This is a genomic window from Pleionea litopenaei, from assembly GCF_031198435.1.
Taxonomy (GTDB): domain Bacteria; phylum Pseudomonadota; class Gammaproteobacteria; order Enterobacterales; family Kangiellaceae; genus Pleionea; species Pleionea litopenaei.
This window is the reverse complement of record NZ_CP133548.1, coordinates 4,046,468-4,063,344: the sequence shown is the minus strand read 5'-3', so window position 1 is coordinate 4,063,344 and position 16,877 is coordinate 4,046,468. Positions and strand designations below refer to the sequence as shown.

Sequence of the window (16,877 nt, the reverse complement as noted above, 5' to 3'; positions counted from 1 at the left end):
TTCGTTCGTCACTAACGACAAATAAGATGACAAAGCAGCACGAGTGAGTGGGTATGGTAAAAACCATAACAAACACGCAACAGACAAAAAGAGTAGATCAAAACTCCATGTTGAGACAGGTAATTTCTCAGGTAGCCTTATTGACCACAGCGCTTTCTTTGCCACTGTTTGCGGCCGAAGACGAGTTGACGTTAGAGCCGCTTTTTGAACAAGACTTGCCGGTCGTACTCAGTGCTACTCGTTTAAAACAACCTAAATCAGAAGCGCCTGCTGCCGTCACGGTGATCGATCACAAAACCATTAAGCAACTTGGCGTTCGCTCATTAGCCGAAGTCTTTCGTTTAGTACCAGGTATGACCGTCGGATATGAGCGAGGGCATACTCCTGAGGTGGGTTACCATGCACTCGGAGGTGAGAACAGTCGTCATTTACAAGTGCTGGTTGATGGACGCTCAATTTATCAGGCCGCGCTCGCGAGAATAATCTGGACTGACTTACCGTTACCGATTGATAAAATTTCCCGTATTGAAGTTATTCGAGGCCCAAACTCTGCGCTTTATGGTGCCAATAGTTATTTAGCGATCATCAATATCATCACCTTTCATCCCGAAGACCAGTTGGGCGTCAGCCTGTCTCATAACGAAGGCAATCATGGCATACGAGACAGTGAGTTACGGTTTGCGAAAAACCTCGATAAACTCGCATTTGAAGTGAATTTAAAAGCGCAACAAGACTCTGGTTTCGAGAAAGACAACTTAAACCGTCCGCGTTTTGACGGATTCAATGCCACATCTTTATCATCCGATCTAGTTTGGCACCAAAATGATAATGACTATTTTCGACTGCAATTTGGACACAGCAATAGTAATAAACAAATCGATGACCTAGAGCCTAACGAAGTAACTCCTTATCATATTTCAGATATCCAAAATAGCTTCATTCATGCCACTTCGAAACACTTCTTAAGCACCGACCAAGAGTTAGCCTTGCAACTTTTTAGTACCTATACCAAGTCACTAGAAAGTTGGCAGACGTGTGCTCCCCAGCTCTTTTTATCGAATGAATTATTTGATCTTTATACATTGGATGCCGACTATACGGATAATGTCTTTATTCCTGCTTTGCCCAATGTTCCACCGTCTTCTGGCGATACCATCACAGATAACCAAGCTCAACTCGCTTATTTGCGACTATTTCAAAATGGCGCCGACATAGCCTGTGGCTATGCCAATCAAAACTTAACAGAAAAGCGTGTTGACGCAGAAGCTCAATACGTATCAACGCTCAGCGAACAATTCAGGTTGGTGTCGGGCGTAAACTTCAGAGAAGACACCGCCGTGTCAGAAAGCTACTTTAATGGTGGCGCAAGCAAATCAATTGTTCGCTTATTTGTGCACGCCGAGTACAAGCCCACGGCTGATATACACATCAATGCCGGAACCATGTTTGAAGACGATAGCATGATCGGTAAATCAACGTCTCCACGAGCGGCAATAAACTGGTTGTATGACGAAAATCAAAGCTTTCGGCTGATCTACAGTCAGGCAAGTCGCAGCCCTGACTTGTTCGAGGAAGCCAATATTCGCAGTTACCGGCTAAGAAACTTAACCGACACCAATGGCTCACCCATTACCGTTAACGGAAACGACGATTTTGCCTATTTTTACCAACATGTCCAATCGAGTGGTGGTTTGGAGTATGAAGAAATTCGTACTTGGGAGCTCGGTTGGTTCTATCACAACATCGAAAATGGTATTGAGCTGGATGTTAAAATATTCAATGATGCTTTGTGTAATTTGTTAGAAGGAGATACTCAAGTTGACGAGTTCAACTTAGTGAATACTGGTAAGATGAACCTAAAAGGGATAGAAGCCCAAGTTGATTGGAATATTAATACCAATTTTCGATTATGGCTAAGCGCTTCTAAAACCGATATCTATGATAACTCCATTTCTTACTACCGTAGAAGTGTCGCAACCAACACATTAAGTCTGAACGCCTTTTATTCGCTTAATGAGCAATGGTCTTGGTACAATGGATATCAGCAGTATAACGACTGGTTTAATGTCGATTTCCAACGATACGATACCAGTCTACAGTATGAATTTCCTATGAAAGACTATCAGTTAACAGCCGCCCTTACCTATCAACATCGCTTCGATGATAATCACTTACTCGATTTACGCAGTATCTACTCTAATCCTGATAAGATTTTTGCTACTATAAGACTCGAATTTTAAACCCGATGAGAATCGCAAATGAATGATCCCTACGATCTAGATCAAAACCCATCAGAACAAGCCAACCAAAGCGCGAACACTGATGATGTAAGAAGTAAAACGCAAATAAAAAATGAACTGAAAGAAATCACTGAGTTTGGTGTTGAACTGGCAAGTATGGGCTTGTCGATCATCAAGAAATTGCCGCTAGACGAAGAAATTGTAGAAGCTTTTGAAGAAATTGACACCGTTAAAGGCAACGAAGCAAAAAAGCGTCACTTTAAACGTATAGGAAAACTACTCAGAGAGCGAGAACTCGATGATGTTAGAATTGCGCTCGAGCGAATTAAACTGGGTAAGCCACTCTCTACTTCTGCAGAGCCATCTCTTCGTGATCTTTGGTTTGATAAGCTGATTAATCAAAATGAAAATCCAGAAGCTTTCATTAGCGCCTTCCCTAATAGCGATCGGCAGAAACTGCGCCAATTAATTAGAAATGCCAAGAAAGATCCCAGCAAACACGCCGGTAAACTCAAGCAATATATTTCATCTGTACAATGAATAAAAAAATAGCCCTATCTCTTCTTAGCGCACTGATATTGTTGCCATTGTTAGGATGTGATCAATCAAGTAATGAGCAACAAAGGCGAGATACTATCGACAACAACGCGTCTGTTGTCGATGGCAAAAAGAGCGAATCCAATGCCCCAACATCCGATGCTAATACCGCACAATTAAATACAAAGGGCGAGCAAAAACATAAAGAACAGCTTACCGCCGCAAGAAGCTGGGACGACATAAAAAGGACAGGCTATATACGCGCGCTCAAATTAAATTTTGAGTTAGAAGAAGCGTTGCCTCGTTCTTATTCGGCTGCCGCCTATCATCAGTCACTACTTGAGAATTTTGCACTTGAACATCAACTCACCATAAAATGGGTCAGTGCAGGTTCGTTAAATGATATGCTCGAAAAACTCAATACCTTTCAAGCCGACATTATTGCACGGCACTTAACAGTGACCGAATCACGGGCCTCGAAAATTCAATTTACTTTGCCTGTGAGCAGCAGCCGTGAGCAATTAATCATCGCAAGCCATGCGCCAAAACCGAATCTCGAGCAATCGCAATCAATCACCTTATTACCCGGCAGTTCGTTTATTGAAACCGTAAAGGAAAATTTTCCGAATTGGCAAATTGAAACCTTTAATGGTGGCGTATCTAGCGATGATATTGCTAACTTACTCTCTGAAAGAAAAGTTGAGCTCACCTTACTTGATGAATCGACGGTGAATACATTGTTGGACTACCGTCAAGACATCCGCGTTATCAAGACACTACCGGCTATTAAAAAGCAAGCATGGGCCATCCATCCAAACGCCCCCGCTCTGCTGCAACAATTAAATAACTTTATCAACGCCCATCATCTTTCAAGTCCGACGGAAGCAAAACGCACAGCAGACTTAGATAACATCAAAAAACAAAAGCGACCGTTAAGAATGATTACGCGCAATAGCCCAGAAACCTATTTTCTATGGCGCGGAGAGTTAATGGGTTTTGATTATGATTTGCTTAAAGAATTTGCTAAACGACAAGGTGTTCCTTTGCAAGTGATCGTGGCAGATAGCTACCAACAAATGCAAGATTTACTAAACGATGGTTCGGGCGATGTTATTGCTGCGGGTATCAGTCGAACGGAAAAACGCCAGAAGAACAGTCAGTTCAGCATTCGCTATAATCGAGTGAATGAACACCTGATAGCTCATCGCGATGCCGCTCCGATAACTAGCTTAAATGACTTAAATAACCGCACAATACATGTGCGACGCTCGAGCGCTTTTTGGATGACGTTAACGTCTCTTCAAAAAAAATATTCGTTCAACCTGGTCGCAGCAGACGAGTCGTTATCGACAGAAATGTTAATTGATCAAGTCGACAACCGTCAAATCGACCTCACGGTTGCCGACAGCAACCTTCTCGCGATAGAGCAGACGTTTCGCGACGATATCGTCTCGCCCTTAGTCCTCAAAGAGTCGATTCCAATCGCTTACGTGGTAAGAGAAAATAATCCAAAACTATTAACTGAATTAAATGCCTTCATCGCCAAAGAATACCGTCAAGTTTTTTACAATGTAACTAAGCAGAAATACTTTTCTGACGAATCACAAAAAAAGAAATTAAGAGAAGAGCGTTTGTTATTGGGTAACCAACTTTCACCTTATGACGATTTGGTTAAACCTGCGGCTCAAGCGTTTAATTTTGATTGGCGACTGATAACGTCTCAAATGTACCAAGAGAGTAAGTTTGATCCAACGGCTCAATCTTTCGCCGGTGCTAGAGGGTTGATGCAAGTTCTACCTAAAACGGCCAGTGAATTTGGCTTCGAGCAACTTACTCAGCCACAAGAAGGTATTTTGGCAGGTGTCACCTATCTTGATTGGACGCGCGATCGATTCGACACAAAGCTTCCGCCGCAAGAGCGCTTATATTTTGCTTTGGCCGCTTATAATACAGGCTTTGGGCATGTCCGCGATGCGCAAAAGCTAGCAAAACAACTCAACCTTCGTGATGATCGCTGGTTTAACCATGTTGAGAAAGCGATGCTTTTATTACAGCAGCCAAAATATTATAAGAATGCACGCTTTGGATACTGCCGAGGAAGTGAACCCGTTAATTACGTTCGCAATATTCACCAACGTTACCTCAGTTATTTGAACCTTGTCCCCTAAGGCATGGCAGTCTACTTAGAACAGAGGCTCAATAATGTTAGTGATGGCAGTCTTTTCGTTCGATCGCTAGGCAAGTGTTAGAAAAAGCACTGAAAGAAATGAATAGTGGACGTTGATATTGAAGGACTGATAAACGATTCTGTTTACCAGTCCTTAATGACAGCAGCTTGTTTAACCGACGCGCGCAATACCGCTGTAGGCTGCATTCAACGCTTGTTCTAAGTCGGCGATAATATCGTCGACATGTTCCAAACCAACCGATAAACGAATCAAGGTATCGCTGATGCCTGCGGCACGTCGTTGTTCAGGTTCATAAGGCGAATGTGTCATTGACGCTGGATGTTGAATCAAAGTTTCTGCATCACCTAAACTAACTGCGCGCTTGCACATTTTTAATTGGTCCATAAACGCCACTGCATTTTCGAAACTGCCTTTCATTTCAAAAGCAATAACTCCACCCGCTGCTTTCATTTGAGTACCGATTAATCGATGACCTTCATGGCTTTTCAGTCCAGGGTAGAATACGGTGCCGACATCTGGGTGTTTCTCCAAAAACTCACTGACCACTTCAGCGTTTTGGCAATGACGTTCCACTCGAATATGCAAGGTTTTCAATCCACGAATAATTAACCAAGCATCGTGTGGACTCATGACCGCGCCAATATCTTTCAACGTGGTCAGCTTTATATGTTCAATCATTTCTTGAGAGCCACACACAATTCCAGCGATCACATCACCATGACCATTAAGGTACTTGGTCGCACTATGAATGATCAAGTCGATGCCGTGTTTTGCCGGTTGTTGTAAAACTGGCGACATAAAAGTATTGTCAATAACCGTGGTTATCCCTTTCGATTGACCTACTCGAGCGATCATATCGAGATCGATACAGACCATGTTTGGATTGATTGGCGTTTCTGCGTAAATGACTTTTGTGTTCGGTTGAATCGCACTACGAATCGCCATTTCATTGCGGCCATCAACAAAGGTTACTTCGATACCAAAGTCACGACACTTGTGTTCTAACAGAGCGAAGGTACAGCCATACAATGCGTCCGAAGCAACAATGTGATCACCTGCTTTGAGCAACGCAAATAGAGTCGCTGAAACGGCTCCCATGCCGGATCCCATAGCAGCGGCATCTTCGGTGCCTTCGAGGGCTGCCATGCGTTGCTCAAGTTCACGCACGGTAGGATTACCCAATCGACCGTAAATATAGCCTTGCTCGTCACCACTAAACCGAGCGCCACCTTGAGCGGTCGATTCGAAGGTGTAGGTTGAAGTTTGGTAAATCGGCGTGCTCAAAGCCCCAAAACGGGTATCAATCAGCTTACCTGCGTGAATGGTATTGGTTTCAATGTGATCAAACTTCATACTGCACCTATTGAATTGAAAGTTAGTTCAAATCCAATGCCATGCTCGCCTTGTACTCTTTTAATACCAAACTGGTATGAAGCCGCGCGATTCCTGGCATAGGAATCAATTTTTTCGAAATAAATAATTCGAGCGCCTGTGTATTGCGTAACGCAACCTTCAGCAAATAGTCATACTCGCCGGTTACGTTGTGGCACTCCAAGACTTCGGGCATAGCCACAATACGCTCTAAAATATCGTGAATCTGTTGATGCTGATGTAAAGACAAGGTCAACTGAATAAAACTCAGCGTATCGTGTCCTGTTTTATGCCGGTCTAAAACCGCAACAAAGCGATCAATGTATCCGTCACGTTCTAGCCTTTTGAGCCGAGTGAGTGTAGCCGGAGGTGAAAGTTTCACTCTTTCAGCCAAGGCAACATTGCTGATTCGCCCTTCTTGTTGCAACACCGTCAAAATTGCCGTGTCAGCAGCATCCAGTTCGTCATTCCACTTTACCATTAACCGCTCCTTTAATTAATTATAAAAAGCACCTAGCGAGATAATACATATTTAATTTCGCCATAATAAAATTTTAATTAATATTATTAGTTTTATTCAGCTAAAAAGCCACTTCCACAAAATAAAATTAAGCAAGCACCGCAGCAAGACCGATAAATGCCGGGGAATAAGGTAATCAGAAGGATAAAAATAGAGAAATGTGTCGTAAAAACAGGGATTTAAAGGAGTCTAGAAGTCTAAACTCCTACATAGATATTACTGAGTTCCACCGACGGTGAGCTCATCAACTTTTAAGGTCGGTTGGCCAACACCGACAGGCACACTTTGGCCATCCTTGCCACAAACACCAATTCCAGGATCCAGTTGCAGGTCATTTCCGACCATGGATACTCGTTTCATTACTTCTGGACCATTTCCGATTAAAGTCGCTCCTTTTACCGGCGCAGTAATTTTACCGTCTTCAATTAAGTAGGCTTCACTGGTTGAAAATACAAACTTACCCGACGTTATATCAACCTGACCACCACCAAAGTTCGGAGCGTAAATACCTTTTTTTACTGACTTTATGATGTCTTCAGGGAGATCGTCACCCGCCAGCATATAGGTATTAGTCATTCGCGGCATGGGTAAATGAGCATAAGATTCTCGACGCCCGTTACCAGTCGACGATTGCCCCATAAAGCGGGCATTTCGTTTATCTTGCATGTATCCGCGCAGAATGCCGTTTTCAATCAGCAAAGTATTTTGCGTTGGGACACCTTCATCATCGATCGATAACGACCCTCGACATTGAGCCATCGTGCCATCGTCTACAATCGTCACCTTTGAAGATGCAACCTGTTGCCCTATTTTTCCAGAAAATGCCGACGATCCTTTTCGATTAAAATCGCCCTCAAGACCATGCCCTACTGCTTCATGTAATAACACGCCTGGCCAGCCGGCCCCCAACACAACGGGCATGACACCTGCCGGTGCATCAATGGCATCTAAATTAACTAAGGCTTGACGAACGGCTTCTTTGGCAATGCCTTTTAAGTCATTTCGAGACATGAAACTTCCAAAGTCCATTCGACCACCCCCTCCAGCTGCGCCTCGCTCACGACGCCCGCCTTGCTCTGCGATGACCACGACATTCACACGAATTAAAGGACGTATGTCAGCCGCTAGGGTGCCATCGGTTGCCATGACTAGCACCTTCTCAAAGGACGCTGCTAACGACGCCATTACCTGAGAAACCCTTGGATCTTCTGCGCGGGCAACCGCGTCTAATTCTTGTAATAGAGCGACTTTCTGTTCTTCGGTCAATGAGGCTATAGGATCAAGTGGTTCATATAAACTAACCACACGAGGAGAATCCCATGCTTTTATCTTGGTATTTGATCCTTCTCTAGCGATACTTCGAGCGGCTCCAGAAGCTTGCAATAGCGCAGGCAAGATAAGGTCTTCAGAATAGGCAAAACCGGTCTTTTCTCCGGCCAAAGCACGCACGCCAACACCTCGATCGGCACTGTAATGAGCCTCTTTGACAATACCATCTTCGAGCCCCCAAGATTCTTGACGTGTACTTTGAAAGTACAGCTCACCGTGGTCGACTTCATGTCCTAGCATATTTTCTAATACGCTGGTCACTTTATTATCGTCGAGCTCCGCAGAGTCAAAAAAATAGTCTTTTACACTGTCCAGTTGTTGAGTCATTCAGGTCTACTTTTAGTTGGTATTAACACACGATGTTCTCGAGTAGGCATGCGGCGCGCAATTTGAGCGCACTTGGCCAAATCAATCTGCGACACAAGATAGCCTTCTTGTTGATTCAATTGTCCCACGATCTCCCCCCAAGGATCCACCACCATCGAATGACCCCAAGTCATTCGACCATTTTCATGCTGCCCTGTTTGCGCCGCCGCAAGCACATAACTTTGCGTCTCAATTGCTCTCGCTCTCAATAAAACCTCCCAATGAGCTCGCCCTGTCGGGCAAGTGAACGCTGAAGGGACGGCGATGATGGTGCAATTTTCGGCATGATAATGTTGATAAAGCTCGGCAAACCGAATGTCATAGCACACCGATAACCCAAGATTACCCCAAGGCGTAGTCACAACCCTTGGCTCGGCTCCAGCGTGGGTAAACTCAGATTCACGGTATTGACGAGTTTGATCACTGACTTCAACGTCGAAAAGGTGAATTTTGTCGTAGTGGGCGACACATTCCCCCTCACTGGAATAAACCAACGAACGGGCGTAAGGGCGACTTGAGTGAGATGATTGTACTGGTAAAGTTCCGGCAACTATCCAAACCTTATGACTCTTTGACCAGTTAGCTATCGCCTTCTGGATAGGATGCTCTGGCCCCATTGGCTCTTGCGCTCCTTGCCGCTGGCGTTGCGACTGAGCAAACAATGGAAAATACTCGGGTAAGACAATTAGCTCAGCCCCATCCGTCACGGCGCACTGAATCAGGCGTTCAGCATCCTTTAAGTTCTTCTCAATCTGAGTACTAGAACACATTTGTATCAAGCCGACATTAAGAACGCTCATTACCTGCACTCCCTTCCTAAGGATTTAACGATAATGCTATTGATCGCCAGATTGTGACTCCGGTTGCTGTGGTGGCAGCGCTTCACTAGGCGAATCGGATTGCGGTTTATCGTCGCCATTTTGATTACCCTCTTGCACCTTTCGTATAGCTTCCAGCTGCTCTTCGGTTAACTCCACTTCTTTGGTTGATTTACTTAACTCAATGACCTGAGGGTTATCCCAAGACCCAACCATGCGATATTCAATTTTAGTAATAACATCAATCGCCGGTTCAAACATTTTACTCAGTAACCATACAATGACTCCCGTCGTTGGTTCAACCGCCCACCCTGCCAAGACGGGTAAGCTAGAGGTCACTTTCGGAGAAACGACAGCAAGTTGATCAACGGTTTTTGCGACAAGATTAACATCACCGGTTATTGATACGTTCGCCGCCGCACCATCTATTTCCATACGCGTTGTTTTCAAAACACCGGTATCGATTACAAACTGACTTTTGATGCTGTCATAAAAAAATCCTTTCTTATAAATATCCTTAAAGTCTAACGCCAAACGCCTGAAAACAGACTGCATTGAAAATAAAGAAAAGATTCGTGCTTTTGCATCGGATACTTCTTCTAAGTATCCACTTCCAATACTCAACGATGCACTTCCGTTTAAACGTTCTAGTGCAAAATCGTAGGGTGCTCCTTGCCAATTTAAACTGAGCTCCGACGTTGCGGCACTGTCTCGAATACCAATTGCCACACCCCAGTCTCTTAATAACCGGCCAATTCGTCGGCTACTTAAGGTAATATCGGACTTAGTTTGTTGCTCGCTAAGATTCCACTCCGTTTCATAGGTGGCATCAAGCAAGCCTTCTCTGAACAATTGACCAGACATAAAAAGTAAATCATTTTCAACCTTAACACTTGAGGTAACTGTACCTAGGTCAACACTTTTAATAACGCAACTATCACATTTAAAATTGATGTTTGGAAGTTGCTGAATAGCAGCGACTCGCTCTTTCGGATCGGCTTCTTCCTTCGATTCAATAAAGTTTTCATCCTGCAAGATTAACTGGCTTAACTGAATGTCAATCGACTTATCATTATTAACCAGTAAAACGCCTGCGCTTTCAGCACTTTCAAAGGTGACTTTATATTGGTCATTATCGATTGACTCCATCGAGCCTGAAATATTGTTCAGTTGTATGCCGTGAATTTCCAGAGAATCTATTGTTATCGACACCAATAACGGTAAGCTAGTGCTACTCGACTTTGAGTCACTAGAAAAAGCATCGGACACTCGATTAATTTCATTCAGTAATTGCTCTAGCTGAATGGCTCCAAGACGAACGGAAACTGACAAAGTGTTGTTGACCAAACTAACCGCTGAATTTCCCTCTCCAACTGAAATATTTCCTTGTACTAGGTTCAGCCGCTCACCGTCTCGCCGATAATTTAAAGCACCATTGAGTGTCTGACCAACGGTAAACTCAATATGTTGAGATTGGCTTAGCTGGTCAATAGCAACTCGTAATGACTGAGTTTCATCGGCTCTTTTAGTTAAAGGTTCCGATAACTCAATCGCCACACCTTTTAGGTTCGATTCAACCTCGACTCGAGAAAGTCCCGCCGTACAGTTGTCTAAACAAATCCATCCGGAGAGCGATACTGGTGTTTTCCCTTGAACAGGGAGTGACTTACCTCCCAGTAGCCAAGTCACGGCTTGTTCAGAGTCAACATCTCCTTTTGCAGTCATTTGCAGATGCCGAGCACCATCCGCATCGGTCGTATTCAAAGTTACTTGAGTTGTCCCATTAAGAGCAGCCACAGACAAGCCATCTGACCAAATCTTTGAGGTAGTAAAGTTTAGTTTTCCGGTCACTTGACCGAGCGATAAATCTAAAGGAGGAATGTTTATTGGAGTTTTATTTAAATTTACTTGCCCTGCAATACCCGTTTCACCTGAGCTCTCGAGTGGTACGCTTAATTGAAGCGCTACTGAAAAATATTCCTGTGGTTGTAAGTCATCAAGCAAACTCCCGAGATTCTCTTTCAAACTTGAATTCTCAATGAATGTCTTTGCGCTTTTATGATCGGAGCTAGCCCGAATATCGATAACCAACTTTGGATCTTTTGCAGAAAAGTCAGCGATGAAAGCATTGGCTCTTTGAACATCAATCGATTCATAGGTTGCCTTTGTCGCTGAGATAAACATAGAGTCTTGAGTGAAAAACAAGTTGGCATCAAGCGTGTCAAGCTTTGGGAAATCTGGTTGGTACTGATAATCTAAACCTTTCGCGTGCGCCATAATATCGAACGTCAGATCACTTTGATTTAAAAACCCAGCAACCAGTTTGCCTTGAAGGTTAAAGCGCGCATAATCTATGGTTCCTCCATGAACGCTCTCATCCAAATAATCAACAAGCTCTTGCCCCATTTCTTCAACGGGAAAATACAAGGATTTCTTTTTGATATCGGCATTTAATAATTCAGCCTGTAAGCTGATTTCGGGGGCGCTACCCGACTGAAAATACAAGTTGCCTTGTGCAGCAACGGTTGCACCATCCAGCACCATATCAAACTGCTCAAACACCAAATAACTGCCTTCGTCAAAACTAAAAAACTCACCAGCAACCTGAATATTTTCAGCTCCGATTGGCCACCTAAACAGTGGTCGGTAATCTATTTGGCCAGGAACCGATTTAAACGCAAAATTAACTTTATCTTTTTCTAGATTTATTTTACCTGTAAAAACAGGCATTTCAGGTGACACTCGTGTGCGGCTAAGATGAACTTCTGATAAATTCATTTGCCCATGGTGAATATCCCAGTCTCCGTCTTCTTCTGTCAAAGTTAAGGAAAAGTTATCGACCGTTAATTGTGGGTTGGCAGCTAAGAACCAATCTTGCAACTCTGATTCATCGATAAGCAACGCCCATACATTATTCAACTTTCCTGGTTTAACATTACTGTACTCAAAAGTCAGCAAGGTCTCTGGTTCTCGAGCGAAATCGACTTTTAGTCCCGCTAAATCAATAATACTGCCTGTACTATCGATCGCTTTAAGTTGCTTTAAATAAAATTGCCGCTGTTGACTGCTATTTTCATTCCATAACACTTGCGCCGATATTTTCTCATACTCAAAAGCACGTCGATTAATTTCAAAAATCACCGGCTCCAAGGTCAAGTCCATCACAACCGATTCCCATTGATTGAATCGCCAGCTTGCCCAAAGTTCGCCAGACAAGTCACCTTGTTTGACGAGTCCACTGATCACCGACTCGAACAAAGGTAATCGTGATAAATCGACTGAGTCACTTTCAGCATAAACTTGTAGTCTCGATTCAGGATATCGAGGATCACCATAAAGTTCAGCGACTAATTTCAGCTGACCTCCATTTTGCTGAGCGATATCTCCGGTTATTTGATGAATCTCATCAAAAACATTGATCGATAATCTATCAATCGTCAGTGGAGAATATTGAAAACCTTTTCGAGAAACATTAACCACAATGTCGGTAAGCAATACATCGTTTTGGCCAAGTAAGCTTTCAACCAAAAAGTCGAAGCTAGTATAATCATTGGAACTTCTACTATTTTTTCCTTTGGCTAAAAGAGCGGTAAGATCTCCTCGTAAGGTGCTTTTATTTATTTTTATTTCGTCAGTTGCTAAACCTAGGTTCAACATGGTTTGCCAAAGATTAACTGCAATAGAGAGATCTTTAACTTCTGCAAGTAACCATGGATTTTGTTCAATTTCTAGATCAGTGATAATGATTTTCGGTCCGTGCGATAACCACTCAGCGGACAGTTGCCCAATCGAGATTCTCGCACCCGTTTTTTGCGACAGAAAAGATTCAATATCAGGTCGAATGACGTCAATGAAAGGTAAGAATGCACGCGCGAGACTCAACAATACTGCGGTAGTGATCACGACTGCAGCAAAAATTAACCACAAGCGATTCAACCAACGAGCAAATATTCTTGACCACGCCATCTTAGGTATTAACTCACATTAAGACAACGTCAAATTGTTCTTGCGGATACAATGACTCTACTTGAAATCGTATTGGAATTTTTATAAAGGCTTCAAGCTCAGCAACGCTGCTGGCTTCTTCGTCTAACAAGCAATCGACGACATCTTGACTGGCCAGTACCAAAAGTTTCTGAGCCTCATAGGCGCGGGCGGCTCGAGTGATTTCACGAAAAATTTCGTAGCATACGGTTTGCGCAGTTTTAATGGTTCCGCGCCCATCACAGGTAGGGCAAGTTTCGCAAAGAATTCGCTCTAAACTTTCACGAGTTCTTTTACGAGTCATCTCAACCAAACCAAGAGAGGAAACCTCCGTCACATGGGTTTTCGCGTGATCATGTTCTAAAGACTTCTCGAGCGTACGCAAAACTTGCCGTTTATGATCCTCTTCTTTCATGTCAATAAAGTCGATGATTATAATTCCGCCGAGGTTCCTCAGTCGTAACTGTCTAGCCAATGCAGACGCTGCTTCTAAATTAGTGCGAAAGATGGTTTCTTCAAGGTTTCTATGGCCAACAAACGCCCCGGTATTAATATCGATGGTGGTCATGGCTTCCGTTTGATCAATGATTAGATAGCCGCCAGATTTTAAAGGAACGTGGCGATGCAATGCTTTCTGAATTTCATCTTCTACATTATAAACATCGAATAGTGGACGGCCGCCACGATACATCTCAAGCCGAGGCTCTAGCTCAGGCACAAACTCATTCACAAACTGACGAGTCTTATCAAAAACGCCTTGACTATCAATGCGAATTTTTTCAACTTTACTTGCCACCATGTCTCTTACTATTCGCAGTTCGAGACTTAAGTCTTCATAAATAAGCGCCGGAGCTTTAGCGCTCCCAATTCGTGTTTTAATTCGATCCCATAATTTTTTTAGAAATGAAACATCGCGTCGTAATTCGATCTCTCCCGCCCCTTCGGCTGCGGTTCGAATGATATAACCTTCATCAGGATGTTCTTTTTCATTCAAAATATCTCGTAATCGGTTTCTTTCATTTTCATCTTCTATGCGTTGCGAAACACCAACATGAGAATTCTCAGGCATCAACACTAGATAACGACTGGGCACCGTTGTATGCGTTGTTAAGCGAGCTCCTTTGCTTCCTAACTCGTCTTTAATCACTTGCACAATGATGTCTTGTCCCTCGCGCAGTAAACGAGTGATATCTTCATTATGATTCTCTTGTTGGCTGTCATGTTGCGAAATCACTTCAGAAACATGTAAGAAAGCACTGCGCTCTAGCCCAATATCAACGAACGCAGCCTGCATTCCGGGTAATACGCGTTTCACTTTTCCTTTATAAATATTCCCGACCAGTCCGCGACTCTGACTCCGCTCAATTAGCAGCTCTTGTAACATACCATTTTCAACCACGGCTACACGGGTTTCTTGTGGTGTTACATTAATTAAAATCTCTTCGCTCATTCATTTGAATCCGTGTTTAAGAGTGCGGTCGAGACAGCCACATTGCTACCCGCCATTGTTGCAATAATGCTGAGGTTTCGAACAATGGAAGCCCCATCACCCCAGAAAAACTACCGTTAATATTGGCCACAAAACTCGCAGCAAGCCCCTGCACAGCATAACCACCCGCTTTGTCTCGGCCCTCTCCGGTTTTCCAGTAGTGCCGCATTTCCGCTTCACTGATCTCGCGAAACGTAACCTCTGACTCGACCGATACAAACTCGCGCTTGTTAGCAAACATAATGCCTACTCCAGTGAGTACTTGGTGCGTTCGGCCGGACAAACGAGAAAGCATGGCCACTGACTCTTGCTCATTCTCTGGCTTTCCTAACACGTCATCGTCGACTACCACGGCCGTATCAGAAGCAAGAACTGGCATATCTTGAGGAAACCCGGGCTGCTGCCAGACGGTAGACGCTTTTGTTAAGGTAATACGACGGACATAATCGTAGGGCTTTTCATTGTTCCAACGTTGCTCATCGATATTGGCTGGACGAACCTCAAAATCAACACCGATTTGTTTGAGAAGCTCGCGGCGACGCGGTGACTGCGAGGCCAAACAAACTCGAAAATAGACAATCGCTTTATTTAAGTTTGACTCAGTCATGCTTAACTCACCCTTAACTGACGACGAACATCACGCAACAATAAAAACAACCACGACCAAACCAAGCCACTGCTGAACATTGGTATCCAGTACGAGAAATGAGTGTTAAATGGGATAAATAGGCTCTTTAATCCAAGCACTAAAAGCATGTAAATGCCCACTAACATCGCAATAACTAATGACTGTTTCCAGCGTGGAAATAAGCGTATTCTCTGATACAGAAGCAACGAAAAATAGGCCATCACAGACAAACTCATTGCGTGAAGTCCGAGCACGGATCCTTGAACTGCATCAACAAAAATTCCGGCGATGAATGCGGTAAAGATTCCCACTCGATGGGGCAAGGCAATGGTCCAGTACAGCATGACCATGGGTAACCATTCTGGCCAATAAGGCATTAAGAGCTTTGGCAAAGGTAAAATATCAAGCAGCAAAGCAACCGCAAATGAGGCCCAAATAACCCAATAATTATGACGGTGGGTACTCATCAGTGCGAGCCCTCTTCAATGACCGGTTCAGACGGCGTCAGGTCACTGGAAATTTGTTGCGGATCTCGATCAGGCCAAATCAACAAGACCTGGCCAGTTCTCGCTAAATGCGCTTCTGGGGAGGCTTCAATCATGGCGTAGGGAGCACCGGGATCGCGAATAATATTAACCACCGTCGCGACCGGATAACCATCCGGAAAACGCTCCCCGATACCTGAACTTAATAACAAGTCACCGACTCGAATGTCCGCCGTATTCCGAACATATTGCAAGTTTAAATAATCTTTGCCGGTCCCTAGTGCAATACTCCGTTCACCACTCCGCTCAACACGCACCGGAATCGCATGGCGCGGATCGGTAATGATAAGGACCTGACTGGTTAACGTTCTAACCTCCGTGACCTGTCCCATCATGCCATTCGCATCGAGCACTGCTTGCCCAAGATAAACATCATCGAGCTGGCCTTTGTTGATAATAATCTCATGAGTTGCAGCATCTGGGGCAACATTAATAATCTCAGCGACCAGTCGCCGGCCTTCAACTTTCTTCTCTGTCCCCAATAAATTGCGCAATTGAGCGTTTTCAGCCTTCAGCGCAACCAACTTCTGCAATTGCGTTCGCAGAATAAAGACTTCATCTTTAAGCGATTGATTTTCTTTGAAAAGCTCGTCTCGACTACGGATTCGGTCACCGCTCCAAAGGGCAACCTCTCCAGGTAAGTCTGCGATGTAAACTAAAGGTGTTAAGAACGTCGATAGGAAGTTACGCAACGCGCTAAGGTGCTGCCCGCGGTGATCGGCGAACATAAACACGCCCGACAGAACCATAACGGTCAGTAGGCGAGTAAAATGGGACGTTTCGTCTACGAAAATGTGCTTAATAGTGGCTCTCCACCCATAAAATTAGACTTAGCGTGTCTTAATCAAGCTAAGTCTTTGA

General features: G+C 43.9%; 12 protein-coding genes. 3 read left to right on the top strand and 9 right to left on the bottom strand.

Annotated features, from left to right (window positions below):
- The first annotated feature begins 107 nt into the window (after positions 1–107).
- The 3 genes from Q9312_RS18020 to Q9312_RS18010 are packed head-to-tail and all read left to right on the top strand — an operon-like array spanning position 108 to position 4,945.
- The gene (locus Q9312_RS18020; protein ID WP_309202246.1) at positions 108–2,240 is read left to right on the top strand and encodes a TonB-dependent receptor plug domain-containing protein; all 2,133 of its coding nucleotides are present in this window, start codon (positions 108–110) and stop codon (positions 2,238–2,240) included.
- Positions 2,241–2,258: 18 nt separating this feature from the next.
- Complete coding sequence (gene yjgA, locus Q9312_RS18015; protein WP_309202245.1) at positions 2,259–2,780, top strand: ribosome biogenesis factor YjgA; 522 nt, start codon at positions 2,259–2,261, stop codon at positions 2,778–2,780.
- Entirely contained in the window at positions 2,777–4,945 is a 2,169-nt protein-coding gene (locus Q9312_RS18010) for an MltF family protein (RefSeq protein WP_309202244.1), read from the top strand. Before yjgA ends, Q9312_RS18010 begins: the two co-directional genes overlap by 4 nt.
- A gap of 171 nt (positions 4,946–5,116) precedes the next feature.
- Here the strand turns inward: Q9312_RS18010 and megL are convergent, their stop codons facing one another.
- The 9 genes from megL to mreC all read right to left on the bottom strand — a co-directional run bounded on the left by megL (position 5,117) and on the right by mreC (position 16,810).
- Positions 5,117–6,319 carry a methionine gamma-lyase gene (gene megL / locus Q9312_RS18005; protein WP_309202243.1) on the bottom strand — a complete coding sequence of 401 codons (1,203 nt, stop codon included), beginning with the start codon at positions 6,317–6,319 and terminating at the stop codon, positions 5,117–5,119.
- A 22-nt stretch (positions 6,320–6,341) separates the two neighbouring features.
- Complete coding sequence (locus Q9312_RS18000; protein WP_309202242.1) at positions 6,342–6,818, bottom strand: Lrp/AsnC family transcriptional regulator; 477 nt, start codon at positions 6,816–6,818, stop codon at positions 6,342–6,344.
- Positions 6,819–7,073: 255 nt separating this feature from the next.
- A complete protein-coding gene (gene tldD / locus Q9312_RS17995) occupies positions 7,074–8,513 on the bottom strand; it encodes a metalloprotease TldD (RefSeq protein WP_309202241.1) in 1,440 nt (479 codons plus the stop codon).
- On the bottom strand, positions 8,510–9,352 hold the full coding sequence (locus Q9312_RS17990) for a carbon-nitrogen hydrolase family protein (RefSeq protein ID WP_309202240.1): 843 nt from the start codon (positions 9,350–9,352) through the stop codon (positions 8,510–8,512). Before Q9312_RS17990 ends, tldD begins: the two co-directional genes overlap by 4 nt.
- Before the next feature lie 36 nt (positions 9,353–9,388).
- Positions 9,389–13,336, bottom strand: coding sequence for a YhdP family protein (locus Q9312_RS17985; protein ID WP_309202239.1), 3,948 nt, complete (start codon positions 13,334–13,336; stop codon positions 9,389–9,391).
- Positions 13,337–13,349: 13 nt separating this feature from the next.
- A complete protein-coding gene (rng, locus tag Q9312_RS17980) occupies positions 13,350–14,804 on the bottom strand; it encodes a ribonuclease G (protein WP_309202238.1) in 1,455 nt (484 codons plus the stop codon).
- A 16-nt stretch (positions 14,805–14,820) separates the two neighbouring features.
- On the bottom strand, positions 14,821–15,450 hold the full coding sequence (locus tag Q9312_RS17975) for a Maf family protein (protein ID WP_309202237.1): 630 nt from the start codon (positions 15,448–15,450) through the stop codon (positions 14,821–14,823).
- A 2-nt stretch (positions 15,451–15,452) separates the two neighbouring features.
- Positions 15,453–15,938, bottom strand: a complete 486-nt coding sequence (mreD, locus tag Q9312_RS17970) for a rod shape-determining protein MreD (protein WP_309202236.1) — start codon at positions 15,936–15,938, stop codon at positions 15,453–15,455.
- Positions 15,938–16,810: a rod shape-determining protein MreC gene (gene mreC, locus Q9312_RS17965; RefSeq protein ID WP_309204524.1), complete on the bottom strand. Its 873-nt coding sequence runs from the start codon at positions 16,808–16,810 to the stop codon at positions 15,938–15,940. The genes mreD and mreC overlap by 1 nt, the downstream gene beginning before the upstream one ends.
- Between the last annotated feature and the right edge of the window lie 67 nt (positions 16,811–16,877).

Excerpts from the sequence above, each read along its gene's own strand:
- rng (WP_309202238.1), bottom strand. The coding sequence starts at position 14,804 with ATGAGCGAAGAGATTTTAATTAATGTAACACCACAAGAAACCCGTGTA.
- megL (WP_309202243.1), bottom strand. The coding sequence starts at position 6,319 with ATGAAGTTTGATCACATTGAAACCAATACCATTCACGCAGGTAAGCTG.
- mreD (WP_309202236.1), bottom strand. The coding sequence starts at position 15,938 with ATGAGTACCCACCGTCATAATTATTGGGTTATTTGGGCCTCATTTGCG.
- Q9312_RS18010 (WP_309202244.1), top strand. The coding sequence starts at position 2,777 with ATGAATAAAAAAATAGCCCTATCTCTTCTTAGCGCACTGATATTGTTG.
- yjgA (WP_309202245.1), top strand. The coding sequence starts at position 2,259 with ATGAATGATCCCTACGATCTAGATCAAAACCCATCAGAACAAGCCAAC.
- tldD (WP_309202241.1), bottom strand. The coding sequence starts at position 8,513 with ATGACTCAACAACTGGACAGTGTAAAAGACTATTTTTTTGACTCTGCG.
- Q9312_RS17975 (WP_309202237.1), bottom strand. The coding sequence starts at position 15,450 with ATGACTGAGTCAAACTTAAATAAAGCGATTGTCTATTTTCGAGTTTGT.
- Q9312_RS18020 (WP_309202246.1), top strand. The coding sequence starts at position 108 with ATGTTGAGACAGGTAATTTCTCAGGTAGCCTTATTGACCACAGCGCTT.
- Q9312_RS17985 (WP_309202239.1), bottom strand. The coding sequence starts at position 13,336 with ATGGCGTGGTCAAGAATATTTGCTCGTTGGTTGAATCGCTTGTGGTTA.
- Q9312_RS18000 (WP_309202242.1), bottom strand. The coding sequence starts at position 6,818 with ATGGTAAAGTGGAATGACGAACTGGATGCTGCTGACACGGCAATTTTG.
- Q9312_RS17990 (WP_309202240.1), bottom strand. The coding sequence starts at position 9,352 with ATGAGCGTTCTTAATGTCGGCTTGATACAAATGTGTTCTAGTACTCAG.